We start from the raw sequence: 25,366 nt of genomic DNA on the forward strand, positions 1-25,366 counted from the left end.
TGGGGGTGGTAAGCGATGAGTCTCGCCCTCGCGGTCGCGGTCGGCGGGCTGTTCGCTGTCGGAACGTTCCTACTCCTACAGCGGGACCTCGTGCGGGTCGTGTTAGGGGTCGCCGTCGTCTCCCAGGCGACGTTCGTCTATCTGATCGCGATGGGGGGCATCGATGAGGGTGCCCAGAACCTCGTGCCCGTTCTCGAGGTCCACGGTGGGAAAGTTCCCGAGATCGCCGATCCGGTGGTACAGGCGCTCGTCCTGACGGCGATCGTCATCAGTCTCGGAACGACCGCGCTGGCACTCGTGCTGTCGTATCGCGCCTACGAGGAGAACGAGACCATGGATGTCACGGAGTGGACGAAATGAGCTGGCTCGTGATCGCGCCGCTACTAGTCGTGGTAACGACCGCCGTGTGTACGCTTGCGCTCGGCCGGCGACCACGGATCCAGCGCGCGGCGAGCGTGTCCGGCGCCATCGGCTATGTCGGAACCGTGTCCGTCGCCGTCTGGACGCTCGTTCTCGGACCAGCGGCCCCCGGCGCAGCGGCCTATCAGGTGGGTGATTGGCCCGCCCCCTTCGGGATTACGCTCGTTCTGGACGGGCTGTCAGCGTTCATGCTGACGATGGCCGCGGGCGTCGGTATCGCTTCGATACTGTTCTCGGTCCGGTACATAACTCCCGAGAACCAGCGCGTGTACTATCACCCGCTGTTCCACCTGCTCCTCGCGGGCGTGACCGGGGCGTTCCTCACCGGCGATCTGTTCAACCTGTTCGTCTGGTTCGAAGTAATGTTGATCGTCAGTTACGTCTTCGTCGCCTTCTACGGCACCGATTACGCCACCGCAGCGTCGTTCCGGTATCTCGTGATGAACGTGTTCGGAAGCGCGCTCATGCTCGTCGCCATCGGCGGTTTGTACGCCACGACGGGGACACTCAACATGGCCGACATGGCCCGGCGGTTGGCAACCCCCGACGCGTACGGTATCGATCCCGCGCCCGTCGTCGGGCTGTCGGCGCTGCTGCTCGCGGTGTTCGCGCTGAAATCCGGGCTCGTCCCCTTCCAGTTCTGGGTGCCTGCTGCCTACACCGCCGCCCCGACGCCTGTCACCGCGATGTTCGCCGGCGTCACCAAGAAGGTCGGCATATACGCGATCATTCGCCTCTACTTCACGGTCTTCGCCACCGCGTCGGTCCCCGTCGACTTGCTGGGCACGACCGCCGCGTCACCGCTGGCCTTTCTCGCCCCGGTGTTGGGAGCGATGGGAGTGGCGAGCATCGTCGTCGGCGGGTTCGGCGCCGTCGGTCAGGACCGACTCGAGAGCGTGTTCGCGTACTCGAGCATCGGGCAGGTCGGCTTCATCGCGGTTCCCGTCGCCATCGCCGCGGCGGCAGCCCCCACGGGGACGCTCCGCGGCGTGGCCATTGCGGCTGCGCTCGTGTTTGCACTCCACCACGCGCTCGCGAAGGGACTGCTCTTTCTCTCGGTGGCTGCCGTTGAGGACGCGACTAAGACGGATCGTCTGCGGAATCTCGGCGGCGTCGCCGGCCACTCGCCGGTACTCTCGGGAACCGTCTTCGTCGGTCTCCTCTCGCTGATCGGCCTCCCACCGCTGACCGGGTTCTTCGGGAAGTTCCTCGCGTTCGACGCGGCGATTCGGGGAATTGCGTCCAATCCCGGCTTGCCGTCGGCGCTCGCACTGGTCGCGTTGCTCCTCGGTGCCATTCTCACGATCCTGTACGCGACGCGCGTGTGGGTCGGCGGCTTCTGGGGGCGCGAGACGACAGCGGTCGAGACCGCTTCCGTCGAGTCGGGTCAGGTCGCGGTTCTCGTCGCACTCGCGGCGGCCATCGTTCTCGTCGGCGTGGGGTTCGACCCGGTCTACCGGTTCGCCGGGACGGCCGCGACCGCCGCACTCGACGTCGAGGCCTACGTCGACGTCGTGGGTCTGAGCGGGGGTGACGGCGCGTGACCCGCACCTGGCCGGTCGCCGGAGTCCTGTTCGGTATCCTGTGGGTATTCGTTCAGGGACCGCCGCTCGCGCCCGAACCGCTCGTCGGGTCGCTGCTGATCGGTCTCGCGGTCGGCTTCCCAACGGCCTTCGTCTTCCGGCGTCTGTACGAGGACAACATGGAGCTCCGTCGATCGCTTCGCGGGGTCCCGTACGTGTTGTTGTACGTGCTGACGTTCATTCGGGAGGCGATCGTCGCCAGTCTCGACGTCACGTATCGCGTGCTCGCGCTCTCTAGCCCGTCTGAACCCGAGGTGATCCTCATCCCGCTGCGCGTCCGGACCGATCTCGGCGTAACCACTATCGCCAACAGCATCACGATGACTCCCGGGTCGCTCACGCTCAACTACGACCCCGAGGAGAACGCGCTGTACATCCACGTCATCGACGGGAGCGATCCGAAGGACATCGTCGACCCGATCCGCAACTGGGAGAACTACGCGCTCATCATCTTCGACGAGGAACTATCGCCGAGCGATCCCGCGCCGGATTTTGCCGTCTACCCGCCCGACCGAACGCATCCTGCCCTCAAACAGGCCGCTCCGGAAACGGGGGAGGAGACAGAGACCGATCCGCCGACCGAGGAAGCCACAGGAGGTGACAGGGATGACCGCTGAAGGACCGCTGTTACTGGTCATCGACGCCGCGATCGTCCTCGTGGCGCTTCTGAACCTGCTGTGTGGCTACCGCGCAGTTCGAGGACCGACGGTTCCCGACCGCGTGGTCGCGCTGGACGCTATCGCGACGAACGTTGTCGCGATCGCCGTCCTGTTCGCAATCAAGACCGGCCGGGGGCTCTTCGTGATCGTTAGTCTCGTTCTCGCGATCATCGCGTTCCTCTCGACGGTCGCGGTTGCCAAGTTCATCACCGAAGGCGACATCATCGTTACACAGGAGTGACCACACTATGGATTCCCAACATCGAGTACGACGGGACGTTCTGACGGGTCATCACGTTGCTGGAGGGGGCCGTCAATGATCGAATCGACGCCGACACGGACCTGGGTCGTCATCGGGTTCGTCGTCGTCGGGACGTTCTTCCTCACAGTTGGAACGATCGGTCTGTTGAGACTGCCGAACGTGTACAACCGGATGCACGCCACGAGCAAGCCGGCGACTATCGGAACGGTCGCGATCTTTCTCGCCGGGTTCGTGTACTTCGGTCCGGGGGGTGCCGGCCTCTCGTCGCTCATCGGTATCGTCTTCCTGTTCCTGACGGTGCCGACCGGCGCGCACATGATCTCGCGAGCGGCGGAACAGATCGGGGTCCCGTTCCTCGGGTCGGTGACGTGGCCGGGGAAGTCCGACGACGAGTAGGGGAACTCCCGACGATCGTCGACTGAGTCAGAGCAGAGACGAAATACGGGCCCGGCTCCGGTCGGCGGCCGTTACGGACTGATACGGTGCAGTAGACGCTTGTGGTCTCCGTCACAATAACGACGTATGCATCCCGTCCATAGGCTCGAAGAGCTCCTCGCCGGCGCCGAGAATCTGATGATAGTCTGTCATAACAATCCGGATCCGGACTGTCTCGCAAGCGCGTTCGCGTTGGGCCGGATCGCGATCGCCGTCGGCATCGACGAACACCACATCCTGTACAGCGGCGATATCTCTCACCAGCAGAATCGGGCGTTCGTCAATCTCATCGATATCGATCTGAAACCCTTCGATCCCGCGGCCGTCCAAGATCGTCCCGAGGAGTCACTGCTCGCGTTCGTCGATCACGCGGTTCCGGGGGAGAACAATCGGGTTCCGGAGGGGACCCCGGTCGATATCGTGATCGATCATCATCCGAACGAGGAGATCGAGGCACAATTTATCGATCACCGCGAGCAGATCGGCGCGACGGCGACGATTCTGACGGAGTACGTTCGGGAACTGGATATCGAGATGGACGCCGCTCTCGGGACGGCCCTGCTGTTCGCGATCCGTCGCGAGACGCTCGGGTTTCTCCGTGGCGTGACCAGCGCCGAGTACGACGCTGCCGGCTGGCTCCACGAACACGCGGACGGTGCGCTACTTCGGACCCTCTCGACGCCGTCAGTTACCGGGGCGACCGTCGATACAATCGCGGAGGCGGTCAGGAACCGGACCGTGCGTGGCTCGGTCCTCATCTCGGGGATCGGTCGGACGAGTGAGCGTGACGCGTTACCCCAGGCAGCCGACTACCTCACGACCCTGGAGGGCGTCGAGACTGCGATCGTGTTCGGGATCGTCAAAGACGGGATTCAGATCTCGGCGCGGTCGACCGATTCTCGAATCCACATCGGTAACGTGCTTGACGGGGCATTTTCCGATGTCGGCACCGCTGGCGGCCACCGAGAGATGGCTGGTGGTGAAGTGCCACTCGGTATTTTCGCGGAGTATGCGACTGACGACACCCAGTTGTTCGCGATCGTTGACCAAGTGATGAGCGCTCGTCTCATCGCCGAACTCCGTCTCACGGCAGAGACGGACACATAGGCTGGTACGATCGGTGAAAGCGAGACGCGCGGCCGGCGTTGCTCGCCACCCGATATCCCGCTCTACGGCTACGCTTGTCGTGGTATGGCTATCGATCCCCCCAGGGCAAGTCAGCCGACTCCCCCGTTTCCGCCATGTATGTCATTTTTTACCATGCAGTTCGTGGAATCGCTATGGATCCGACGCAATACCGCGACGCGGTCGTCGCGAACCGGCGGGAGCAGGGCTTCGAGACCGTCGACGAGTACACGAACGGGTTCGATCCGGTATGGGCGGCCCGCGACGACGACCCCTCGGTGGGCGAGTGTGTCGCGCTCGCGACGCTCGTCGACGAGTCGGACCCCGATCCCGACGATATCACCGCGATCGCCGACGAGTTCCGGGACGTGCTCGTCGAGCGCGTCGACGACCGGCGGGGGTCGACGACGCCGCTCGGGTACGTCGCCTTCGCCGTGCGGGACCCCGATCAGTCGGTCGTCGACGCGGCGCGGTCGTACACGGTCGCCCGCCGCCGGACCAACGTCTTTCCCATCGTGTACGACTGCGAAGCGGAGACGCTGCACCGACACGAGATCCCGCGGCTGAAAGGCAGGGGGATCTACCGCAGACAGGCAAAAGACGCCGAGCGGCTGTTCGATATTTAAAAGGTCGTCAGGCGAGGGATCGCCCGCTCAGATCAGGCGCCCGGCGATCCGACCGGCGCCCTCGGCCGCGGCGGTCGCGGGGTCGTCGGGGGAGACGACCTCGACGTCGCGGTCGAGTTCGGCCGAGAGCCGCTTCTCGAACTCCTCGGTGAGTCCGGGAATGCAGGCCATCCCGCCGGTCGCCGCGATGGGGCGGCCCAGTGCGAGCTGGTAGGGTTTCATGTGGTCGTTCGCGAGCTCCGGAAGGAACTCGTTGGCGACGACGTCGACCGCCTCGTCGATGTAGCGGTCGACCGGCTCCCGCACCCCGCGGTCGACGGTGAACTCGTGGCTCCCGCCGCCGGGCTGCTGGATCACGTCGGTGAACGGCTCGAAGTCGTACACGTCGGCGTGCTCCTCCTTGTACTCCCGGGCGGTCGTCCGGTCGATGTGGACGCGGCCTTGGCTCTCCTCTTCGACGGCGGCGACGATCCGGCGGTCGACCTCGTTGCCCGTCACCGAGCCGGTCGAGAACGGCGAGAGTTGCTCGCCGCGTCGGTAGGCGCACGCCTCCAGCGTCGTCGAGCCCATGTTGATCGAGACGAACACCTCGTCGATGGCGTCGAGGTCGTCGCCGTAGGCTGGGATCGCTCCGCACAGCGACTCGGGATAGCTCCGCGTCTCGACCTGCCCGATGGAGGAGCCCTCGATCACCGATTTGAGGTTGTTCACGCCCGCCTCGTTGTCGATGGTTGGGACCGCGTAGACGACCGCGCTGTCCTCGGGCACGTCGTGGGCGTCCACGACCGCCTCGAAGAAGCGCTCGGCGTCGGCGACGCTCTCGTCGTCCTCCGGGAGCCCCGAGCGAAGCATAAACCGCACCGTGTCGGGGTATTCGATCGCGGCCTCGTGGCCGAACAGCACCTTCTCGTCGCCCGTGATGGCGTCCTCGTAGGTCGCCAGACACGTCAGCGTCGAGTGGCGCTCGCGGCCGCCCCGTCCGTCGGGGATGTCGAGCACCGTTCGGGTGCTACCGAGTTTCACGCCGACCGCTTCGGGGCCGTCTGTACCGTTGATGTCCGTGGATTCCTCGTCGCTCATGATTGACTCGCACACGAAGCGATCCGGACGATGGAGACGAGGCTGATCCGATGGTCCGCGGGGGTAAAGGGCCGGTCGTACCGCGGGGCGTCGAACCCCTCCAGCCGACGCCGGAGGGCCTCGACTGCGTCGTCGTCGACCCAGCCGAGCTCGGCGTAGTACGACAGCGCGTCCCGGCTCCGCACGTGGCCGCCGACGTCGACGAGGTAGCCGAGCCACTCGCCGATCTCGTGTTCCGCTTCCGGCGAGGCCGGGATCGCCGTCAGGTATGGTCGATCGCCGGCGTCGGATTGGCTCTCGTCGCCGGACAGCCGCAGCCCTCGCTGACGCTGGAGAAGCTCGGTGAACGCGGCCGACCGGGCGGCTTGCTCCGCCCGGCTCCGGTTCGGCTGACGAAGCGACCGCTCCCGAGGCGCTTCGTCGGCGCCGTCCCGCGGTGCGTCCGCGATCTGGCGCAGCTCTCGTACGTCGTATTGCCGTGGATTCAGACTCATGTTCCGTCCGTCGTTCGCGTCCGTATCGAGAGCCTCACGACCGGGATATATGATAGTTACCACGCAATTATCAGGTGTGAGAAACTACCCTAACCGAAGTTGAGGACGAGTCGTGGATGGATCGTGGGCGACGACATCGCATCCGACCGGGTTCACTCCGCGTCGGCCCACGGGAGCGGCTCGGTACACCAGTGACAGAAGTCGAGGTCGGCGTCGGTCTCTTTACCGCAGTGGGGGCACTCGACTTCCGCCGGCCGATCGGCGTTCCCGGGGACGCTTCCGGTAGCGGCCACCGTCGGGTATGGCGAATTCGCGCCAGCGGGATCGTCGATCTCGTCGCCGTCGTCGCTCGCGGCCCGGCGGCGGATCGCCTCGGCGGCCGCATTGGCGCGTCGCCGCTCGGTGACATCTGCCCGCCCGACGAGGTACGCGTCGACCGCGGAGAGGGCGTACAGGATGGCGATCGGGAGTGTCACGTCCGTCGGGAGTGTGGCGGCCGTCTCGGCGGCCTCTACCGGCGAAATCGTTGATCCGACGGGCACGTCGTAGAGGGCGAACAGCGCCACGCCGCCGCCGACGATCGTCAGGTGCCACAGCAGCGCCCGCCCCCATCGGCGCAGGACGACGTGGCCCAGGCCCGGCAGCGCCATCGCCAGCAGCGCGGCGAGCAGCGGGCGGAACTGGTCTCGCATACCTCGCGAATTTGGTCGGCCGGTATTTAGGCCTGCGGTGTCGGCATCGCCGGCCGGCGGCGGGGTCCGTCGGTTCTCTCGACGTGGACGCCGCCCCGTCGTCTCGGATAACAACCGTTAATCGACGGCCACTCCTCCGACGCGTCATGAGTAGGCAGCGGGCAACCGCGTTCGTTCCCGGTCACGTCACCGCCTTCTTCAGCGCGCACTCGGCCGAGCGCCCTGTGGCCGCCGGCTCGCGCGGCGCCGGAGTGACGCTCACCGACGGAGTGACGGTCCGGGTGTCGGCGGCGGACGAAGCGGGTGCAAGCGGTGAGTCCGGCGAGTCCGATGAGTCCGTCGCCCCCGGCCAACCCGCCGGCTCTCGCACCATCGACGGCGAGCCGGGGACGATCGGCGCGGTCGAGGACGTGCTTGCGGCGCTCGGGCTGGCCGAGGACGACGGCACCCCTCGGGTCGTCGACGTCGCGGTCGAGACGGACCTCCCGATCGGTGCCGGCTTCGGCGTCTCGGGGGCGGCCGCGCTCGGCGCCGCGCTCAGCGCGAACGACGCCTTCGACCGCGGGCACTCCGAGAACGAGCTGATCCGGATCGCCCACGAGGCGGAGGTAGGCCGCGGAACCGGCCTCGGCGACGTGGTCGCGCAGGCCCGCGGCGGGGTCCCGATCCGGCTGGAACCCGGCGCGCCGGGAGTCGGCGAACTCGACGGGATTCCCGCCGACGCCCGCGTGGAGTACGTCACGTTCGGCGAGCTGTCGACCGAGGACGTGTTGGGCGGCGACACCGCCGCCCTCTCCGCGGCCGGCGAGGACGCGCTCGACCGACTCCGCGCCGACCCGCGGCTCCCGACGATGATGGACGCGGCCCGCGCGTTCGCGAGCGAGGCGGACCTCCTCGTTCCCGAGGTGGCTGAGGCGATCGCGGCGGTTGGTGATTCACCCGAAAAATACGACGATCACGGGGCCGCCATGGCGATGCTCGGCCGCACCGTCTTCGGGCTCGGTACCGGACTCTCCGACGCGGGTTACGACCCCGAGGTCTGTCGGATCGACGCCGCGGGTGCGCGGCTTGTTACTGAACAGTAAGTTCTCGTACGGTGGTGAACAGTAAGTTCTCGTACGGTGGCGCGCGCCAGTGAACGGCTTTTAAGCCGCGAACGGCGCCGCGCGAGGGAGTCGGTCGCCGCAGGCGACCGACGAGGCTGGGGAGGCGTGAGGTGCGGTTGCGGTGCGGTCGGGGTGGGACTCAAAGGGGCAGTCGCCGGCGGCCTTGCCGCCGGCTGCCAGAGGCGCTTCGCGCCTCGCTGTCACCGGCGCATCGCGCCGGTTGCAAGCGAGAGCGAAGCTCTCGCCCTGCCGCGAGGACGACGGTGGCCGCAGCCAGCACCGGAGCGAGTGAGCGGAGCGAACGAGCGAGGAGCGCAGCAAGACCCCCGAGTCGTCGCGGCTGGGGCTTTGGAGGCCTTTACCGTCGATCCACCGATCGATGCATAACTGAGCAGTTGGGCTCTGAAAGTACTAGCAACCGATCCAGCGTCCGAGATGTATTCCGCGACCGCCGACGAACAAAGCTTTACCGCGTCGGCCGCCTATTTCCGGCAAATGGTACTCGACGACCTCGGTACGTCCCTCCGGAGCAGCCTCGACAAGCTCCAGGGGAAGTCCCGACTCTCCGAGAGCGACGTCGAGGAGATCGTCAAGGAGATCCAGCGTTCGCTCCTCTCCGCCGACGTCGACGTCTCCCTCGTCATGGAGCTGTCGGACTCGATCAAGACCCGCGCCCTCGAAGAGGAGCCGCCGGGCGGCACGACCGCGAAAGACCACGTCCTCAAGATCGTCTACGAGGAGATGGTCGAACTGGTCGGTGACTCCACCGAACTCCCCTTAGAGAACCAGACGATCCTGCTGGCTGGCCTCCAAGGGTCCGGGAAGACCACCTCCGCCGCCAAGATGGCGTGGTGGTTCTCGAAGAAGGGGCTCCGCCCCGCCGTCATCCAGACGGACACCTTCCGGCCGGGCGCGTACGACCAGGCCAAGCAGATGTGCGAGCGCGCCGAGGTCGACTTCTACGGCGACCCCGACAACGACGATCCGGTCGCGATCGCCCGTGAGGGCCTCGAAGCGACCGCGGACGCCGACGTGCACATCGTGGACACGGCCGGGCGCCACGCGCTCGAAGACGACCTCATCGCGGAGATCGAGGAGATCGAGCGCGCGGTCGACCCCGACCGCTCGCTGCTCGTGCTCGACGCCGCGATCGGACAGGGCGCGAAAGAGCAGGCCCGCCAGTTCGAGAAGTCGATCGGCATCGAGGGCGTGATGATCACCAAGCTCGACGGGACCGCGAAGGGTGGGGGTGCGCTGACCGCGGTCAACGAGACCGACTCCTCCATCGCTTTCCTCGGGACCGGCGAGACGGTTCAGGATATCGAGCGGTTCGAGCCCTCCGGGTTCATCTCGCGGCTGCTTGGGATGGGCGATCTCAAGCAGCTCTCCGAGCGCGTCGAACGCGCCATGGCGGAGGCTCAAGAGGAGGACGAGGATTGGGACCCCGAAGACATGCTACAGGGTGAGTTCACCCTGAAGGACATGAAACGGCAGATGGACGCGATGAACCGGATGGGCCCCCTCGATCAGGTGATGGACATGATCCCCGGCATGGGCGGCGGGATGATGGACCAGCTCCCGGACGACGCGATGGACGTGACCCAAGACCGGATGCGTCGGTTCGAGCGCATCATGGACTCGATGACCGACGAGGAGTTAGAGCAGCCCCGCGTCGTCGGCCAGTCGCGCACCGAGCGGATCGCCCGCGGCTCCGGTACCGACGAGGAGACGGTTCGGCAGCTCTTAGAGCAGCACTCCATGATGGAACAGACGATCAGCCAGTTCCAGGGGATGGGCGAAGGCGACATGCAGCGGATGATGAAGAAGATGGGCGGCGGCGAGGGCGGCGGCCTCGGCGACATGATGGGCGGCGGGAAAGGGCCGTTTTAAGGAGTCGATCGAGGGTAGCTTTTGATCGGTCGGTTGGACGTTGCGAACGGAGGACTCGGCACGGTCGTCGTCGACTCTTCAGCCGATCGCTTATAAATAGACGCTGCCGCCGGCTGCCAGAGGCGCTTCGCGCCTCGCTGCCGCTCGTTTATAAACGGTTGCTGGCAGATCGCCGATGAATACCTCCAAAGCCCCAGCCGGCGAGGCGGGCGCACGCTCGCTGCGCGCTTCAGTCGCTCACTCCGTTCGCTCCTTCCAGTGCTTACGTCGCCTGCGCCCGCCTCGCCGGCTGCCCCTTTGAGTCCCGCCCGGCACAGCACCGCACCTCACCCCTCCCCAGCCTCGCCGCGGCCGCCGTCGGCGGCCGCGGGCTCCCTCGTGCCGTCTGTTCGCGCCCCTTCGGGCCGCTCACCGGGGCGCGCCACCGCACACCATTTATAAGTTCGTGTCTGTCTCCATATCTTTGGTCGCCTCTTCGAGCCCGTCGTTGCGGGCGGTTTCGGCGTGCGAGCCCTCGATATCGGCGTCGGTGAGGAGGTCGCGGAACTCGTCGCGGAACCGGTCGTTCGCGCGGGTGGAGGTCAGGTCCACGCGGGCGACCCGGGCGTATTTCGCGACGGCGTCGGGATCGGCATCGAGGGCATCGGCGCACTCGACGATCGAGCGCCCCTCGGCGGTCAGCCGCTTCAGGTCCGCGTAGTCGAACGCGTCGTCGTCGACCTCGCGGTCGGCCTCGCGGACGAGGTGGAGGTCGAACCGCGCGTCGCGGACGGTCGCGGGGTCGACGACGGGTGCGGCTTCCGAGCCAGCCCCCGCCTCGCTCCTCTCGTCGTCCCCGTCCGCCTCGCGCTTCTCGTCGAGCGCGGTCGCAACCGCCTCGTCGTCGTCCTTCTCGAAGCGGCCACGGGCGATCCGGGCGTAGGTCGCGTCGTCGAGATCGGTCGAGAAGTCGTACCGCTCGCGCATCGCGGCGACGAGCTCGCGGACCCGCTCGTCGATCACCGCGTCGTCGCGGTCGGTGAGCGTCCCGCGCGACTCCGCCTGCCGCTCGGTGACCGTGCCGGACCCGGTGGTCTCGACGAAGAGATCGCGGAGATCGGAGGTCTTCTCGTCCATGGGCGAGCCGTTACGCGCCGGCGGTAAATAAGTCTCGCGTCCGGTCTGGTCGTTCTTGACGGTCTCCGGCGGTATCGAGCGAAGACCGCCGGTGGTCGCCAGCATCGTCAACCAGTATCTTCAAGTCGGTTTACGAGGGTGTCGGAGACATGGCAACCAGCACGGAATCGGTGGATCTCGTCGGCGACGAGGCCGCGACGAACCTCGCCCGCGCGGCGCTGTTCGCCGCGCTCGTCGGCGCGTTCGCGTACGTGACGTTCCCGAATCCCGTCTCGCCCGTCTCGGTGACGCTCCAGGTACTCGGCGTGTTCCTCGCCGGGATCTACCTCGGTCCAGTGTGGGGGGCGGCATCAATCGTCCTCTACCTCGCGGCCGGCGCGCTGGGCGCCCCGGTGTTCCAAGGCGGCTCCGCCGGTGTGGGCCAGCTCGTGGGCCAGTCGGCGGGCTACCTCTGGTCGTACCCGCTCGCTGCTGCCGCGGTCGGCGCGGTCGTCCACCGCGGCGTGACGCCCCGCGACCTCGACACGGTCGGGCTCCCGACGCTTGTCGGCGCGATGGTCCTCGGTACCGTCGTCATCTACGCGCTCGGAGTGGCCGGGCTCGCCTTTGTGCTCTCGCTCGGGCCAATCGAGGCGGTGACCGTCGGCGCCGTCGCGTTCCTCCCCGCGGAGGCGCTGAAGATCGCCGCCGCGGTCGGCATCGTTCGCTCCGACGCGGTCGCGGCCGCGTGAGGCGGTCTGTGGCGGAATTCGAGGTGACGCCGTGATCGAGATCGAGGGCGTCACGTGTCGGTACGGCGGTGGGACTGAGAAGAGCGGTGACGGCGACGGCAAGGCGGACGGTGACCGCGTCACCGCCGTCGCCAACGTGACCCTCTCGATCCCCGAAGGCGAGTTCCTGATCGTCGCCGGCGCGAACGGCTCTGGCAAGACGACGCTCGTCCGGACGTTTAACGGGCTCGTGACGCCGGATTCGGGGACGGTCGCCGTCAACGGGACCCCCGTGAGCGACGACCTCGTCGCGGCCCGGACCGCGGTCGGGATGGTGTTTCAGGATCCGCGCGACCAGTTGGTGGCGTCGACCGTCGGCGCGGACGTGGCATTCGGCCCGGAGAATCTCGGACTCTCCCACGCCGAGATCGACCGGCGGGTCGCCGACGCGCTCGCCGCGGTGAACATGACCGGCCGCGAGGATGATCGGATCGCGAGCCTCTCTGGCGGCGAGCGCGAGCGCGTCGCGATCGCGGGTGTGCTCGCGATGGAGCCCGATCATCTCGTCTTGGACGAGCCGTTCACCGGGCTCGACGAGCCGGCCCGGCGGTCGGTACTCGACCGCCTGCGCGAACTCCGCGCGGCCGGGACGAGCGTGATCGTCGTCACCCACGACCTCCGCGACGTGCTCGGGCTCGCCGATCGGGTGCTCGGGCTGTCTGCGGGGCGTGTCGCGGTCGACGCCGCGCCGCGGGAGGCGGCCACGGATCTGCCGGAACTGGACGTGCGGGTTCCGGAAGGAGCGTTCGACGACCGACCTGTGAACACCGGCGCCGACGACACCGCCAGCGATACCGTCGACTCGTGACCCTCTCGTACGTCCCTGACGACTCGCTCGCCCATCGGCTTGACCCCCGGTCGAAGCTCCTCGTGCAGGTCGGGTTCGCGGCGGCGGCGTACACGTACACGACGCCCCGCGGGCTCGCCGCGCTCACCCTTCTCGCCGTCGTCTGCCTTCGCCTCGCCGGTGGCGGCCCCCGCGACCTGTGGACGTACCGGGTCGCGTTCCCGGTACTTCTGGTCGCCCCCCTCGTCGCCGGCGCGACGCTCGGGACGCCGTGGTTTCGGGTTGACCGCGCCGCAACCACGGGGCTCGCGAGCTACCGCGTCCTGCTGATCCTCGTCGTCGCCGCCGGCTACGTCAGGTCGACGCCGGTCCGGGACTCGCGAGCGGCGATCCAGCGTTCGGTCCCGGGAAAGCCCGGCCAGTTCCTCGGAACCGGCGTCGCGCTCGTGTTCCGGTTCCTCCCGCTGTTGAAGCGGGACTTGCTGACGGCCCGTGAGGCGGTTCGGGCGCGCGGTGGCGGGGCGCTCCCGGTCCGCGATCGCATGCGGCTCGTCGCCGTCGCGGGGATCAACCGGGCGTTCGGGCGGGCAGATCGGTTGGGGACCGCGCTGAACGCCCGATGTTTCGCGTGGAATCCGACGCTCCCGCGACTCGCGCTCGGTCCCGCGGACTACCCGGCGCTCGCGGTCGGCGGGGGGTTGGTGGTGGCGGCCGTGGCGAGCGTGGTGTAGCGGCCCGGGCAGCAACAGTCGTGTAGCGGCCCGAGCGGCGGCGTCGTATAGCCGGGAAACACCGGGCGACGCGTCCCGCGTTGTGACAAGCTTTAACCCGGCCGTATCCGCCTGATCGATTATGACTCCCTTGCAGGCGGCCACCCGGGAGACGTTCTGGACAATCGGTCCAATCGGGAAGGTCGCGTTCTACTGGCTCGCCGTAGTCGCGATCCTCGTGTTCCTGTACGGGGTGTACGCCCGGTTCGCGGCGTACGCCCGCGGGAGCGAGGACCCGCGCGATCGGCTGACGAATCTCCCCGCCCGAACGGTCGCGGCGACGAAGACGGTGCTCTCGAACGAGAACCAGTTCGACCGCGACCTGTACGCCGGCGTGATGCACACGTTCGTACTGTGGGGCTTTCTCACCCTGCTCGTCGCGACGACCATCCTCGGGTTCGACATCGACGTGTACCGCCCGCTCGCGGGCGAGTCGTTCTGGGTGGGGGACTTCTATTTAGCCTACCAGTTCACCGTCGACGCGTTCGGCCTGCTGTTCGTCGTCGGCGTCGGCATGGCTATGGTTCGCCGCTACCGCGACCGCGACGGGCGGTTGTGGGGGAAACACACCTCGCTCGAAGACGACGCGTTCGTCTGGACCCTCTTCGCACTCGGCGTCGGCGGCTTCGTCGTGCAGGCGCTCGGCATCGTCGGCCAGCCCGCGCGGGCCGACGAGACGGTGAGCTTCATCGGCATGGCGATGGCCGCCGGCTTTCGGTGGGTCGGGCTGACGCCCGGCGGCGCGGAGGCGATCTACGGCGTTATCTGGTGGAGCCACTCGCTGCTGGCGTTCGCCTTCATCGCGTGGATCCCGTACGCCAAGCCGTTCCACATGATCTCCTCGTTCGCGAACGTCGTCGCCCGCGACGAGAACGCGGGCGCGCGGCTCCCCAACGTCCCCGCCGACCTCGATCACACCAACGCGGAGTCGCTCGACGACTTCACGTGGAAGGAGCTCATGGACGGCGACGCCTGCACGAAGTGCGGCCGGTGTACCGACGCCTGCCCGGCCGACACGGTCGGCCGGAACCTCGACCCGCGGGACGTGATTCTCGATCTGAAGGCGTACCGCGAGTCCGTGAGCGACGATCCGGTGGCGGGGCGCCGCGACGAAATGGCGACCGACGGCGGGGTTGCGAGCGCAGGCGGCGGCACCGTCCCCATCGTCGCCGATGAGGGCGGCGTCATCGACAGCGAGTCGATGGAGTCGTGTATGTCCTGTATGGCCTGCATGGACGCCTGCCCCGTCGACATCGAACACCTCACCTCCTTCACGAAGATGAACCGCCAGCTTGTCGACGAGGGCGCAGTCGACTCCAACCTACAGAGCGTGTTCCAAGACGTGATGCAGAAGGGGAACACCTTCGGCGAGTCGCAGTCGGCTCGCGGGGACTGGGCGGACGAACTGGACGATCTCGAGATCGACGACGCCCGCGAGCACGAGGTGGAGTACCTCTGGTACGTCGGCGACTACCCGAGCTTCGACGACCGGAACAAGAAGGTCGCTCGCGCGCTCGCTCGACTGTTCGACGAGGCTGACGTGTCGTTCGGAATCCTGTTCGACGACGAGAAGACGGACGGCAACGACATCCGCCGGATCGGCGAGGAGTTCCTCTACTTAGAACTCGCCGGCCACCACGTCGAGACGTTCGCGGACTGCGAGTTCGACTCGATCGTCTGTACGGACCCGCACTCGTACAACACGATCAAAAACGAGTACCCCGAGGTCGACTTCGCGGAGTTCGCCGACGACCCGATGATGCCGTTCGACCGCGAGGAGCCGTGGAACGCCGACGGCGAAGTCGACGTGTTCCACTGGACGCAGGTGGTCGAGGAGTTGGTCGAAGACGGTCGACTTGACCTGTCAGGCGACGAGCTCGACTACACCGTCACCTACCACGACCCGTGTCACCTCGGGCGGTACAACGACGAGTACGAGGCGCCCCGCGAACTGATCCGCGCGACCGGCGCCGACCTCCACGAGATGCCGCGCTCGCGCGACGATTCCTTCTGCTGTGGCGGCGGCGGCGGTGGCCTGTGGACCGAACACGAGGAGACGGTCAAGCCGAGCGAGGAGCGCCTCCGGGAGGCGGTCGAGGACACCGACGCGGGCGCCGACATCGAGAAGTTCGTCGTCGCCTGTCCGATGTGTACGACGATGTTCGAAGACGGGCGGAAGACGGGAGACTTCGAAGATGCCGTGGAGATCGTCGACGTGGCGGAGCTGTTGATCGAGGCGGTGGAGACGGAGTCGTAGCCGGGTCGAGCTGGATCGTCGCCGGCTCGAAGCGGATCACCGGTCCGGCTCAGGCATCCGAGTCGGCGGTCGACGCCGACCGATCGGTGGCGTCGACAGAGTCGTCCACCCGACGCAGTAGCTCCCGCCCCGGCGCCCGGTCTCGCACGGGTGGGTCATCGCCCGGGTCTTCTCACGGAGGGGCTTAAGCATACGCTCGGATCTCCGATCGGCGACGGTGCCGCGGGACGCGCATCACGTCGCCTGTCGAGTACGTCTATATAGTGTATATAGTGCCGGGGAGCGATACTGCGTCGGTCGTACTGCTCATATCATACTACTTAACCGGAACACACCCACAATCAGGTGATGGCATCAAGCCACGACGCGGATACCGAGGGGATCACGCGGCGGAAATCGCTTTCGGCGCTCGCCGGGGCGGGCGCGCTGGCGCTCGCAGGATGTACGCAGAGCACGGGAGGCGGCAGTGGTGACGCCCTGTCCGGCTCGATCAACATCGCGGGTTCCTCGACCGTCTTCCCGCTGATGAGCGCGATCGGGGAGGACTTCGCCGCGGAGCACGACCAGGTCTCGGTCGACATCAGTTCGACCGGCTCGGGCGGCGGGTTCTCGAACTACTTCTGCGTCGGCGACACCGACTTCAACAACGCGAGCCGGCCGATCCAGCCCGCAGAGGAGGAACTCTGCGAGGAGAACGGCGTCGAGTACGTCGAGCTCATCGCGGCGACGGACGCGCTCACGATCGTCGTCAACCCCGAGGCCGACTGGATCGACTCCCTCACCGTCGAGGAGCTCGCACAGATCTGGGAGGAGGACCCCGCCCAGACCTGGGACGAGGTCCGCGACGAGTTCCCGAACGAGGAGATCGAGCGGTTCGGCGCCGCCGACACCTCCGGGACGTACGACTACTTCATCGAGAGCATTCTGGAGGAGCGCGGTCACACTAGCGACTACCAAGCGACCGAGCAGGACAACTCGATCGCACAGGGCGTCTCGGGCAGCGAGTACGCGATCGGCTACTTCGGCTTCGCGTACTACTTCCAGAACCCCGATCAGCTCAAGGCGCTCGGGATCGACGACGGCAACGGGCCGGTCGAGCCGAGCCTCGAAACGGCGTCCAGCGGCGAGTACACTCCCCTTTCCCGGCCGCTGTTCACCTACCCGTCGATCGAGTCACTCGGCAAGGAGCACGTCGCCGAGTTCGCGCGCTACTTCGTCGAGCAGACGACCAACGAGGACCTCGTCGCCGGCGACGTGGGATACGTGCCCGCGACTGAAGAGACCCAAGAGGAGCAGATGGAGATCCTCGAGGACGCTATCGAGCGGGCGCAGGAGTAACGAGCGTTATGAACCGGTGTATTGATTTACGACAGCGTTCGATACTCGACCGGTTGTGACAGATAGTACCGAGAGTCCCGATCTCCAGCGTCGGAGCGGGCTCAGACGACTGAAGGAGGGAACCTACGGCGGGCTCTTCGCCGCGTGCGCGGCGATCACCCTGCTCACGACGGTAGCGATCTTCGTGACGCTGCTGTCGGACGCGGTGGTGTTTTTCCAAGAGATACCGATAACCGAGTTCCTGACCGGCACCAACTGGAGCCCGAACCCGGCCGGCGGCGGGCAGGCGTTCGGCATCATCCCCCTGCTGATCGGGACGCTCGTCGTGACGATCACGGCGGCGTTCATCGCGCTCCCCCTGGGGACGCTAACGGCGATTTACCTCAGCGAGTATGCGACCTCGAACGCGCGCTCGATACTCAAGCCACTCTTAGAGATCCTCGCTGGCATCCCGACCGTCGTGTACGGGTACTTCGCGCTGGTGTACATCACGCCGGCGCTGAAGGCGACGCTGTTCCCGAGTATGAGCACATTCAACGCGCTCTCGGCGTCGATCATGGTCGGTATCATGACGATCCCGATGGTGTCGTCGATCTCCGAGGACGCGATGAGCGCGGTTCCCGACGACCTTCGGCAGGCCGGGTACGGGCTCGGCGCCACGAAGTTCGAGGTGTCGACCGGGATCGTCGTTCCGGCCTCCATTTCGGGGATCTCTTCCTCGTACATTCTCGCGGTGTCCCGTGCCATCGGCGAGACGATGATCGTCGTCGTCGCGATGGGCGCGCAGGCGCGGATGCCGGCGGTTCGGGAGGCCGCCTTCGGGATCCCGATCGTCAACCCCGCCGATGTTCTCTTGGAGTCCGGGATGACGATTACCGTCGCAATGGTGCAGATCGCGGGCGGCGATCTCACAGGTGGGTCGATACCGTATGATTCGATGTTCGCGCTCGGCCTCACGCTGTTCGTGGTGACCCTCGTAATGAACGTGATCAGTGATATCATTGCACAGCGGTACCGGGAGGAGTACTAATGGCGACGGACAACGCGAACACGAGCGGGTTCGGTGAGGTGAGCCGGGTCCGAGGGATCGCCTTCGAGTACCTCTCGCTCGGTGCGAGCGTGATCGGGCTCGTCGCGCTCGGCGTGCTCCTCGTGTACGTCACGATCGACGCCTTCGACCTGGCGAACGCCAGCCCGGAGTGGCTGCTGACGTACTTCCTCGCCCTCGTCGTTCCATTCCTCGCGTTCTGCCTGTACAGCGTGAACGATCCGGCGGTGACTCGACGGTCCGTCGGCGCTCTCGGCGGCGGCCTCGTCGGTGTCGCGGCGATTTTCACCGCGATCGAGGCGTTCGTCGTGGCGATCCCGCGACTCAGCTGGCAGCTCGCGTACCTCTTCGTCGTCGCGATGCCGGTCACCGCGTATCTCGCGTACGTCGGGAGCCGCGGTCAGGTCGGCGCTGTCGGCTTCGGACTGGTGGGCCGACTCGTCGGCGGGGTCGCGATCGGACTCGCCCTGGGGACGCTGTTCTTGGTGCTCGACCCGCTGGTGTGGTTCCTCGCGTACACGCTGGGCGTCGTTCCGGCCGCGGCGCTGTACGCGTACGGCAGCTGGCGCTCGGTGCCGCGAGCGACGACTGCGGCGATCCCTGTCGGACTCGTCGGGGTCGTCGCCGCGGTGTTCCTTCGGGGCGTTATCGCCACGTACCCGTCGAATCTCATCATCTACATCTGGACGCTGGCGGTCCCCATCGCGGTCGCCGGCGGGCGCATTGTCGCCGACCGCGGAAGCCAAGTTGCGGCGATCGCGACCGGCGGCGTGCCGCTCGCGATCGCGATCGCCGGCGGGTTCCTCGCCGGCGGCCTCGGCGTCCCCGGCCCCACCGTGCTGCTCGTCCTCATCACGGTCGGCGTGCCGACGGCGGTCTACGTTCACCGGGTGATCGATGTGGGCGACGGACTCGTCGGACTGGCGCTACCGGCCCTCCTCGTCGGTGGCGCACTCGTCGGCGCACTCGTCGTCGAGGCGTGGGGGGTTCCCGCGCCCGACCCGTGGCTCGACGCCGGGTACGTCACGGAGGCGCCGTCGAGTACTGCGATCGAGGCCGGACTCTACCCGGCGATCGTCGGCTCGGTGATCATCATCGCGCTGGTCGCGGTGCTGTCGTTCGTCCTCGGCGTCGGGACCTCCGTCTTCTTAGAGGAGTACATGCCCGGGAGCGGTATCCTCGGATCGCTGACGCGGCTGCTCCAGGTGAACATCGCGAACCTCGCTGCGATCCCGTCGGTGGTGTACGGGCTGCTCGGACTGGGACTGTTCGCCAACCTGCTCGGGTTCGGGCTGGGAACCGCGGTGACGGCCTCGCTGACGCTGTCACTGCTCATCCTCCCGATCACGATCATCTCTGCACAGGAGGCGATCCGGTCGGTCCCGGACGACCTGCGACGAGGGTCGGACGCGATGGGTGCGACCCGGTGGCAGACGACGAAGAACGTCGTCCTTCCGGAGGCGTTCCCCGGCATCTTGACCGGGACGATCCTCGCTCTCGGGCGGGCGATCGGCGAAACCGCGCCGCTCATCATGATCGGGGCGGCAACGACCGTGTTCAGCGCGCCGGACAGCCTCTTCAGCCGATTCAGCGCGATGCCGATGCAGATCTACGCGTGGGCGAACTTCCCGCAGGCCGAGTTCCGGTACGGGGTCGTCGCGGCCGGCGTGATCACGCTGCTGATCATCCTCGTTGGCATGAACGGAACGGCGATACTGCTGCGGAACCGCGCGGAGCGGGGAAACTAACATGAGTAACACAGAACCGAGCGAATCGCTCATCACGACGGACGTAGAGACCGGATCGAACGAGCAGACCGCGACGCCCGATCGGACCGCGGTCGCCGCGCGCGACCTGAACGTTTTCTATGGAGACGAACAGGCGATCGACGACGTGTCGATGGAGATACCCGAAAAACGGGTGACCGCGCTGATCGGTCCCTCCGGCTGCGGCAAGTCGACGTTCCTCCGGTGTATCAACCGAATGAACGACATGATCGAGATCTGCCGCGTCGAGGGGGAGGTGGAGTTCGGCGGCAAGAACGTATACGACGCCGACGTGGACCCCGTCGCCCTCCGCCGGAAGATCGGGATGGTGTTCCAGAAGCCGAACCCGTTCCCGAAGTCGATCCGCGACAACGTCGCGTACGGGCTGAAGATCCAGGGGTACGACGGCGACATCGACGAGCGCGTCGAGGAGTCGCTGAAAGGCGCTGCCCTCTGGGACGAGGTGAAAGACCAACTCGACTCCTCGGGGCTCGAACTGTCCGGCGGGCAACAGCAGCGGCTCTGTATCGCCCGGGCGATTGCGGCCGACCCGGAGGTCATCCTGATGGACGAGCCGACGTCAGCGCTCGACCCCGTCGCGGCCTCGAAGATCGAGGACCTCATCGACGATCTGGCGGAGGAGTACACGGTGATCATCGTCACCCACAACATGCAGCAGGCGGCGCGCATCTCCGACCGGACCGCCGTCTTCCTCACCGGCGGTCGGCTCGTCGAGTACGACGACACGACGAAGATCTTCGAGGACCCGGAAGAACAGCGCGTTGAAGACTACATCACGGGGAAGTTCGGATAGATGCCCCGCGAGAACTACCAGGAGCGGCTCAACGAGCTCCGGACCGACGTGGTCGCGATGGGAGATCTGGTTCTCGACCGGTACGAGACCGCCCTCCGCGCGGCCGAGACGGGCGACGACGACCTCGCCGACGAGGTCATCGGCGGCGATCACGTGGTCAACGACCGATACCTCAAACTGGAAGAGGAGTGTACGGAACTCCTCGCGCTCCAGCAGCCCGTGGCCGGGGACCTCCGGCTGGTGACGGCCTCGTTTAAGATCATCACTGATCTCGAACGAGTGGCCGACCTCGCGACGAACATCGCCGAGTACGGCGGCGAGGACGGCGGGATCCACCCGGCTGTCGACTTCCGCGGGCTTGGCGATGCCGCCGGTGAGATGGTCGCGGACGCGGTCGCGGCCTACGAGGCGTCCGATCCCGACGCCTGCCGGGAGATCGACACCCGAGACGACGACCTCGACGAGCGGTGTCGGCGAGCCAGCGAGGCGGTCGTCCGGGAGCTTCTCGAAGCGGACCGCGCCCGCATCGAGGCGAATGGGGCTCCAGAGGCGGACTCCGGCCACCTGGCCGACGCCCTCGACGACGTCTCCCGCGCCTTGCTGGCGATCCGCGACCTCGAACGCGTCGGCGACCACGCGGTCAACATCGCTGCCCGGACGCTGTTCATGATCGAGAGCGACGACGAACTGATCTACTGAGCGGCGGACGGCACGAGAACCGGAACGGGCGACGAGAAGCGACCCACCACGCGCCAACACCCATGACACAATCCACCGACACCGCGGACGACGAAGCGGCCGACACGACGACTACCCTCACGTTCATGTGCGTCCGCAACGCCGGGCGGAGCCAGATGGCGACGGCGTTCGCGGAGCGCGAGCGCGACCGGCGCGGCCTCGGCGACCGCGTCGAGATCGTAACGGGCGGGACGATGCCCGCGGACAGCGTTCACGACGTGGTCGTCGAGGCGCTCGCGGAGGTCGGTCTCGACGTGAACGGCCGGACGCCGCAGCACGTCTCCGACGAGACGCTCGCCGCGTCCGACTTCGCCGCCACGATGGGCTGCTCGACGCTCGAATTGGACGGCGTCGACACCGACGACTGGGACCTCGACGACCCGGGCGAGCGCCCGATCGAGGAGGTACGTCCGATCCGCGACGAGATCGAGCGCCGCGTGATCGCGGTCTTCGACGAGCGGTTCGGCGAGTACGACGGCGAGCAGTAGGTTGGACGGGGAGAACGAGATCCCTGCATCGGATCTGGTGTGGTACTGAAACTCGCTCGGGACGTTCCTCGCGTTGATCCGCGGCGTCCTCTTTATTTTCTCGCTCGGCGGGATAGTCGTCGACCGCGTCGGTCCGGCTCCGTGTCCGTTTCCGAAGTGAATGATCGTATCCGGCCGTCTCGGCCGGCACCTTCGCTGCGGTGATCCCCGTCGTCACCTGCTTCCCGCTCACGACGGTCGCAGGCTCGACTTCGGAGGGCCCAGTATGGGCGAATCAGCCGCTCTCGGTCGTCTTCGAGGCCTCTGTCATGTCGCTGGTCTGTTCATCTAACAGTTCGACGGTCCCGGTGTCCCCATTGACGCGAATCCGCTGTCCGTCGCTGATCACCTCCGTCGCATCGGCTACGGAGACGACAGCGGGAAGGCCGTACTCGCGGGCGACGAGCGCGCCGTGGGTCAAGCGTCCGCCGACCTCGGTGACCAGTCCGCCCGCGGTCGCGAACAGCGGCGTCCACGCGGGGTCGGACGACGGACACACGAGGATTTCGCCCGACTGGAGGGTCGTGTGCGCCGGATCGACGACGATCCGAGCCACGCCTTCGACGACGCCGGCGGAGACCCCGGTTCCGACCAGCGTGTGCTCGTCGACGTCCGTGCGTTCCACTCGAGGAATTTCGCCCTCGCTGGTGATGAGCGGCGGGATATCGATCCGGCCGTGCCGCTCGTGCTCCCGTTTTCGTACGGCGATGTCGGGGACCTCGCTGTCAGGGTCCTCGATGAGCGAGAAGAGTTCTCCTCTCCGGAGAAACCACACGTCGTTCGGGTCGTCGAGGGCGTCCTCGAGAACGAGATGCTCGCCCGCCCGCTGGATCGCCTCGTGCCACGCTGCGAACAGGTGTGCGACGGCGTGCTTCGGTTCGTCTCGGAGGTGAATGTGGCTTCGATACGTCCGGAGCAGATGACTCACGAGCGGCCCGCGGACGGGCCCGAGCAACCCTCGCTTGGCACTCGCTTGTAGCTCGTCGATCGCGGCCTGTGCCTCCCGTTTGCGCTCACGGAGCCGAGACTGGTGTGCGCCCGGTTTCTCGCCGGCAAGGTTCCCCCGGACGATGCCGAGCGGGGCTGAGGGGTCGTCGCGCCACCGGGGACGACTCGGATCGAACTCGCCGACGGCGCGGTGACCAAACTCGACGATAAACTCGTCGAACGCCTCAACAAACGCCTCGCTTCCGTCGACGGCGCAGACCGCTTCGTACGGCCGTCCGTCGAGTATCGCCTGTTCGACCGCCGGTGTCTCTCGTGCGATGTCTGCGATATTGCCGAGTGCCAGCGTCATTCTGGTGCCGACTTCGGCCTCGCTGCCTCTTGCGGCCGCTTCGACGATTGTGGCATCCGCGTCAGGGACCACCCATTCGATGACCGTCCCCGCGAGCGGTCCGATGACGACGCGCATCGACTTCGGTGACACTTCGGAGACGAACTCGGTCGAAAACCCCTCGAAGACGTTCTCGACCAACTCGGCCGGCTCGTCGTCCGCCAGAATATCGGCCGCCTGTTCCCTCGCCCACCCGTTGAGCTCGGTCACGAACTCGTCGATGCCTGCCGCCCCGCGAACGAACGGGGCGATCCCTTGCCAGAACAACCGAGCGAGAATCGGGAGCACGCTGGCGGCCGTACGGAGCAGTGCCGGGAGCGTTGCGAGCGACATATCGATATCGAACTCCCCGCGCCGCTCCGCGAGCAACTGTTCGGTCCCCTCGGCGGCTGACCGGCTCACTGCGGCGATCGTCTCGACGATGCCCTCACGCGTCTGGCGGAACCCGAGAAACGGTGTGATGTCCATGTATGCCCGCCCCTCGGTTCTGGTGATCCAGACGCGGTTGCTTCCCGTGAAGCCGTTCATCACCTCGCCGTAGACCGTCTCCCACAGGTCGAGTGCCAGTGGGGGCATCGGGTCAGTCATCGCCTGTCCGTGGCCGAGGCTGAGGTAGACGTGCAGTCGATCGTCATCTGGGCGAGGGACCGGTAGCGAGACGAGTGACGTGATCGGCCGGGACTGCAGAACGACGAACTCACCGTCGGCGAGCGCCCACTCGATATCCTGTGGCTCGCCGAACAACGCCTCGATCCGTTCACCGACATCGACGAGTGCCCGGAGCTGGTCGTCGGTGAGGACGCGGGTCTCTCGCCTGCCCATCTGTGTGTCTCTCGAGGTCGTACCCTCTTGGGTGAGCCTGAGTTCGGTCGCTTTTTCGCCGACTTCGTACTCGATGACTGCACCCGTTTCCCGGGCGATTCGCGCGTGGTCGGCGCTCACCTCGCCGGCGACGACCGTGTCGCCTAAGCCGTGCGTCGCGTCGACGGTCGCGACAGTTCGCTTCCCCGTCTCCGGGTCAGCGGTGAACAGCACACCCGCCGCGTCGGCGTCGACCATCTCCTGGACGACGACCGCCATCTCGACTTCGGTGTGTGAGATGCCGTTCCGTGCGCGATAGGCGACCGCCCGGTCGGTGAACAGGCTGGCCATGCAGCCGCGGACCCTGTCGACGATAGCGTCGGCAGTGACTCCGAGATGGGTGTCGTGCTGGCCAGCGAACGACGCCGTCGCGAGGTCCTCTGCCGTCGCCGACGAACGGACGGCATACGTCGTGCTAGCGTCACCGTCGAGCGCGTCGGCGATCGCACGCGTGATCGGTTCGCCGACCGGTCGATCGCGGATGAGCGACCGAATCTCGGTGGCTGTCGTCGCTAGTGCGCCGGAGTCACGGGAGTCGTGTGAATCGAGTTGCTTGATCGCTTCTCTGATCTCCGCGTCGTCCGTGACTGTCCGATACGCTGCAGTCGTCACAACAAACCCGGACGGGACCGGAAGTCCCGCATCAACGAGAACGCCGAGGTTCACACCTTTGCCGCCGGCGACACCGAGGTCGTCGGCCCCGAGAGAATCGAATCGGCGGACGTAGTGTGGTTGCGGGTTCTGCGTCATGCTCAGCTCTGTCGTGGATATCGGGGAGTCACCAACGTAACGGTTGTGCCGGTATCACTCGCCATCCCCTCTCGGGTCGGTTACACTCGGTCGCGGAACTCCCGGTCGGAACAGGT

General features: G+C 66.8%; 25 protein-coding genes. 19 read left to right on the forward strand and 6 right to left on the reverse strand.

What is annotated here, in order from left to right; all coding sequences use genetic code 11:
* The first annotated feature begins 15 nt into the window (after positions 1-15).
* From HLAC_RS02410 to HLAC_RS02440, 7 genes are all read left to right on the forward strand, one after another.
* A complete protein-coding gene (locus tag HLAC_RS02410) occupies positions 16-360 on the forward strand; it encodes a sodium:proton antiporter (RefSeq protein WP_012659722.1) in 345 nt (114 codons plus the stop codon).
* Positions 357-1,964, forward strand: a complete 1,608-nt coding sequence (locus tag HLAC_RS02415; RefSeq protein ID WP_012659723.1) for a Na+/H+ antiporter subunit D — start codon at positions 357-359, stop codon at positions 1,962-1,964. Before HLAC_RS02410 ends, HLAC_RS02415 begins: the two co-directional genes overlap by 4 nt.
* Positions 1,961-2,620 (forward strand): Na+/H+ antiporter subunit E, encoded by a 660-nt coding sequence (locus HLAC_RS02420; RefSeq protein WP_012659724.1) that lies wholly within the window; start codon positions 1,961-1,963, stop codon positions 2,618-2,620. Before HLAC_RS02415 ends, HLAC_RS02420 begins: the two co-directional genes overlap by 4 nt.
* Entirely contained in the window at positions 2,610-2,903 is a 294-nt protein-coding gene (locus HLAC_RS02425; RefSeq protein WP_012659725.1) for an MrpF/PhaF family protein, read from the forward strand. The genes HLAC_RS02420 and HLAC_RS02425 overlap by 11 nt, the downstream gene beginning before the upstream one ends.
* Before the next feature lie 75 nt (positions 2,904-2,978).
* A complete protein-coding gene (mnhG, locus tag HLAC_RS02430) occupies positions 2,979-3,320 on the forward strand; it encodes a monovalent cation/H(+) antiporter subunit G (protein WP_012659726.1) in 342 nt (113 codons plus the stop codon).
* Positions 3,321-3,446: 126 nt separating this feature from the next.
* Positions 3,447-4,466 carry a DHH family phosphoesterase gene (locus tag HLAC_RS02435; protein ID WP_012659727.1) on the forward strand — a complete coding sequence of 340 codons (1,020 nt, stop codon included), beginning with the start codon at positions 3,447-3,449 and terminating at the stop codon, positions 4,464-4,466.
* A gap of 173 nt (positions 4,467-4,639) precedes the next feature.
* The gene (locus HLAC_RS02440) at positions 4,640-5,110 is read left to right on the forward strand and encodes a hypothetical protein (protein ID WP_012659728.1); all 471 of its coding nucleotides are present in this window, start codon (positions 4,640-4,642) and stop codon (positions 5,108-5,110) included.
* Between the two features lie 27 nt (positions 5,111-5,137).
* Here the strand turns inward: HLAC_RS02440 and HLAC_RS02445 are convergent, their stop codons facing one another.
* From HLAC_RS02445 to HLAC_RS02455, 3 genes are all read right to left on the reverse strand, one after another.
* On the reverse strand, positions 5,138-6,190 hold the full coding sequence (locus tag HLAC_RS02445) for an actin-like salactin (protein WP_012659729.1): 1,053 nt from the start codon (positions 6,188-6,190) through the stop codon (positions 5,138-5,140).
* Positions 6,187-6,684: a FlaD/FlaE family flagellar protein gene (locus tag HLAC_RS02450; RefSeq protein WP_012659730.1), complete on the reverse strand. Its 498-nt coding sequence runs from the start codon at positions 6,682-6,684 to the stop codon at positions 6,187-6,189. The genes HLAC_RS02445 and HLAC_RS02450 overlap by 4 nt, the downstream gene beginning before the upstream one ends.
* A gap of 152 nt (positions 6,685-6,836) precedes the next feature.
* The gene (locus HLAC_RS02455; protein WP_012659731.1) at positions 6,837-7,376 is read right to left on the reverse strand and encodes a zinc ribbon domain-containing protein; all 540 of its coding nucleotides are present in this window, start codon (positions 7,374-7,376) and stop codon (positions 6,837-6,839) included.
* 146 nt (positions 7,377-7,522) lie between these two features.
* Between HLAC_RS02455 and HLAC_RS02460 the strand changes: the two genes are divergently transcribed.
* Entirely contained in the window at positions 7,523-8,461 is a 939-nt protein-coding gene (locus HLAC_RS02460) for a pantoate kinase (RefSeq protein ID WP_012659732.1), read from the forward strand.
* Between the two features lie 516 nt (positions 8,462-8,977).
* Entirely contained in the window at positions 8,978-10,372 is a 1,395-nt protein-coding gene (locus HLAC_RS02465; protein ID WP_012659733.1) for a signal recognition particle protein Srp54, read from the forward strand.
* A gap of 435 nt (positions 10,373-10,807) precedes the next feature.
* Here HLAC_RS02465 and HLAC_RS02470 read toward each other — a convergent pair whose 3' ends face one another.
* Positions 10,808-11,488 (reverse strand): hypothetical protein, encoded by a 681-nt coding sequence (locus tag HLAC_RS02470; RefSeq protein ID WP_012659734.1) that lies wholly within the window; start codon positions 11,486-11,488, stop codon positions 10,808-10,810.
* Positions 11,489-11,637: 149 nt separating this feature from the next.
* Here HLAC_RS02470 and HLAC_RS02475 point away from each other — a divergent pair, with 149 nt between their 5' ends.
* The 4 genes from HLAC_RS02475 (at position 11,638) to HLAC_RS02490 (ending at position 16,072) form a co-directional block, all read left to right on the forward strand.
* Entirely contained in the window at positions 11,638-12,219 is a 582-nt protein-coding gene (locus HLAC_RS02475) for a biotin transporter BioY (RefSeq protein ID WP_012659735.1), read from the forward strand.
* A gap of 31 nt (positions 12,220-12,250) precedes the next feature.
* Positions 12,251-13,066, forward strand: coding sequence for an energy-coupling factor ABC transporter ATP-binding protein (locus tag HLAC_RS02480; protein ID WP_012659736.1), 816 nt, complete (start codon positions 12,251-12,253; stop codon positions 13,064-13,066).
* Entirely contained in the window at positions 13,063-13,776 is a 714-nt protein-coding gene (locus HLAC_RS02485; RefSeq protein ID WP_012659737.1) for an energy-coupling factor transporter transmembrane component T family protein, read from the forward strand. The genes HLAC_RS02480 and HLAC_RS02485 overlap by 4 nt, the downstream gene beginning before the upstream one ends.
* Positions 13,777-13,897: 121 nt before the next feature.
* Complete coding sequence (locus HLAC_RS02490) at positions 13,898-16,072, forward strand: (Fe-S)-binding protein (RefSeq protein ID WP_012659738.1); 2,175 nt, start codon at positions 13,898-13,900, stop codon at positions 16,070-16,072.
* A gap of 36 nt (positions 16,073-16,108) precedes the next feature.
* On the opposite strand, the gene HLAC_RS18680 is transcribed toward HLAC_RS02490, so the two are convergent.
* On the reverse strand, positions 16,109-16,264 hold the full coding sequence (locus HLAC_RS18680; RefSeq protein WP_154018576.1) for a hypothetical protein: 156 nt from the start codon (positions 16,262-16,264) through the stop codon (positions 16,109-16,111).
* A 156-nt stretch (positions 16,265-16,420) separates the two neighbouring features.
* On the opposite strand from HLAC_RS18680, the gene HLAC_RS02495 reads away from it, so the two are divergent.
* The 6 genes from HLAC_RS02495 to HLAC_RS02520 all read left to right on the forward strand — a co-directional run bounded on the left by HLAC_RS02495 (position 16,421) and on the right by HLAC_RS02520 (position 22,264).
* Complete coding sequence (locus HLAC_RS02495) at positions 16,421-17,410, forward strand: PstS family phosphate ABC transporter substrate-binding protein (protein ID WP_012659739.1); 990 nt, start codon at positions 16,421-16,423, stop codon at positions 17,408-17,410.
* A gap of 55 nt (positions 17,411-17,465) precedes the next feature.
* A complete protein-coding gene (gene pstC / locus HLAC_RS02500; protein ID WP_012659740.1) occupies positions 17,466-18,440 on the forward strand; it encodes a phosphate ABC transporter permease subunit PstC in 975 nt (324 codons plus the stop codon).
* Positions 18,440-20,206, forward strand: coding sequence for a phosphate ABC transporter permease PstA (gene pstA, locus HLAC_RS02505; RefSeq protein WP_012659741.1), 1,767 nt, complete (start codon positions 18,440-18,442; stop codon positions 20,204-20,206). The genes pstC and pstA overlap by 1 nt, the downstream gene beginning before the upstream one ends.
* Before the next feature lies 1 nt (position 20,207).
* Positions 20,208-21,038: a phosphate ABC transporter ATP-binding protein PstB gene (pstB, locus tag HLAC_RS02510; RefSeq protein WP_012659742.1), complete on the forward strand. Its 831-nt coding sequence runs from the start codon at positions 20,208-20,210 to the stop codon at positions 21,036-21,038.
* The gene (gene phoU, locus HLAC_RS02515) at positions 21,039-21,737 is read left to right on the forward strand and encodes a phosphate signaling complex protein PhoU (protein WP_012659743.1); all 699 of its coding nucleotides are present in this window, start codon (positions 21,039-21,041) and stop codon (positions 21,735-21,737) included.
* A gap of 62 nt (positions 21,738-21,799) precedes the next feature.
* On the forward strand, positions 21,800-22,264 hold the full coding sequence (locus HLAC_RS02520; protein ID WP_012659744.1) for an arsenate-mycothiol transferase ArsC: 465 nt from the start codon (positions 21,800-21,802) through the stop codon (positions 22,262-22,264).
* A 274-nt stretch (positions 22,265-22,538) separates the two neighbouring features.
* On the opposite strand, the gene HLAC_RS02525 is transcribed toward HLAC_RS02520, so the two are convergent.
* Positions 22,539-25,250, reverse strand: coding sequence for a PEP/pyruvate-binding domain-containing protein (locus HLAC_RS02525; RefSeq protein ID WP_012659745.1), 2,712 nt, complete (start codon positions 25,248-25,250; stop codon positions 22,539-22,541).
* Positions 25,251-25,366: the final 116 nt, after the last annotated feature.

It is taken from the genome of Halorubrum lacusprofundi ATCC 49239, assembly GCF_000022205.1.
GTDB lineage: Archaea > Halobacteriota > Halobacteria > Halobacteriales > Haloferacaceae > Halorubrum > Halorubrum lacusprofundi.

What these genes read in the sequence shown, in the direction of transcription:
- HLAC_RS02410 (WP_012659722.1), top strand. Translation starts at nt 16, where the DNA reads ATGAGTCTCGCCCTCGCGGTCGCGGTCGGCGGGCTGTTCGCTGTCGGA.
- HLAC_RS02415 (WP_012659723.1), top strand. Translation starts at nt 357, where the DNA reads ATGAGCTGGCTCGTGATCGCGCCGCTACTAGTCGTGGTAACGACCGCC.
- HLAC_RS02425 (WP_012659725.1), top strand. Translation starts at nt 2,610, where the DNA reads ATGACCGCTGAAGGACCGCTGTTACTGGTCATCGACGCCGCGATCGTC.
- mnhG (WP_012659726.1), top strand. Translation starts at nt 2,979, where the DNA reads ATGATCGAATCGACGCCGACACGGACCTGGGTCGTCATCGGGTTCGTC.
- HLAC_RS02435 (WP_012659727.1), top strand. Translation starts at nt 3,447, where the DNA reads ATGCATCCCGTCCATAGGCTCGAAGAGCTCCTCGCCGGCGCCGAGAAT.
- HLAC_RS02440 (WP_012659728.1), top strand. Translation starts at nt 4,640, where the DNA reads ATGGATCCGACGCAATACCGCGACGCGGTCGTCGCGAACCGGCGGGAG.
- HLAC_RS02445 (WP_012659729.1), bottom strand. Translation starts at nt 6,190, where the DNA reads ATGAGCGACGAGGAATCCACGGACATCAACGGTACAGACGGCCCCGAA.
- HLAC_RS02450 (WP_012659730.1), bottom strand. Translation starts at nt 6,684, where the DNA reads ATGAGTCTGAATCCACGGCAATACGACGTACGAGAGCTGCGCCAGATC.
- HLAC_RS02455 (WP_012659731.1), bottom strand. Translation starts at nt 7,376, where the DNA reads ATGCGAGACCAGTTCCGCCCGCTGCTCGCCGCGCTGCTGGCGATGGCG.
- HLAC_RS02460 (WP_012659732.1), top strand. Translation starts at nt 7,523, where the DNA reads ATGAGTAGGCAGCGGGCAACCGCGTTCGTTCCCGGTCACGTCACCGCC.
- HLAC_RS02465 (WP_012659733.1), top strand. Translation starts at nt 8,978, where the DNA reads ATGGTACTCGACGACCTCGGTACGTCCCTCCGGAGCAGCCTCGACAAG.
- HLAC_RS02470 (WP_012659734.1), bottom strand. Translation starts at nt 11,488, where the DNA reads ATGGACGAGAAGACCTCCGATCTCCGCGATCTCTTCGTCGAGACCACC.
- HLAC_RS02475 (WP_012659735.1), top strand. Translation starts at nt 11,638, where the DNA reads ATGGCAACCAGCACGGAATCGGTGGATCTCGTCGGCGACGAGGCCGCG.
- HLAC_RS02490 (WP_012659738.1), top strand. Translation starts at nt 13,898, where the DNA reads ATGACTCCCTTGCAGGCGGCCACCCGGGAGACGTTCTGGACAATCGGT.
- HLAC_RS18680 (WP_154018576.1), bottom strand. Translation starts at nt 16,264, where the DNA reads ATGCTTAAGCCCCTCCGTGAGAAGACCCGGGCGATGACCCACCCGTGC.
- HLAC_RS02495 (WP_012659739.1), top strand. Translation starts at nt 16,421, where the DNA reads ATGGCATCAAGCCACGACGCGGATACCGAGGGGATCACGCGGCGGAAA.
- pstA (WP_012659741.1), top strand. Translation starts at nt 18,440, where the DNA reads ATGGCGACGGACAACGCGAACACGAGCGGGTTCGGTGAGGTGAGCCGG.
- pstB (WP_012659742.1), top strand. Translation starts at nt 20,208, where the DNA reads ATGAGTAACACAGAACCGAGCGAATCGCTCATCACGACGGACGTAGAG.
- phoU (WP_012659743.1), top strand. Translation starts at nt 21,039, where the DNA reads ATGCCCCGCGAGAACTACCAGGAGCGGCTCAACGAGCTCCGGACCGAC.
- HLAC_RS02520 (WP_012659744.1), top strand. Translation starts at nt 21,800, where the DNA reads ATGACACAATCCACCGACACCGCGGACGACGAAGCGGCCGACACGACG.
- HLAC_RS02525 (WP_012659745.1), bottom strand. Translation starts at nt 25,250, where the DNA reads ATGACGCAGAACCCGCAACCACACTACGTCCGCCGATTCGATTCTCTC.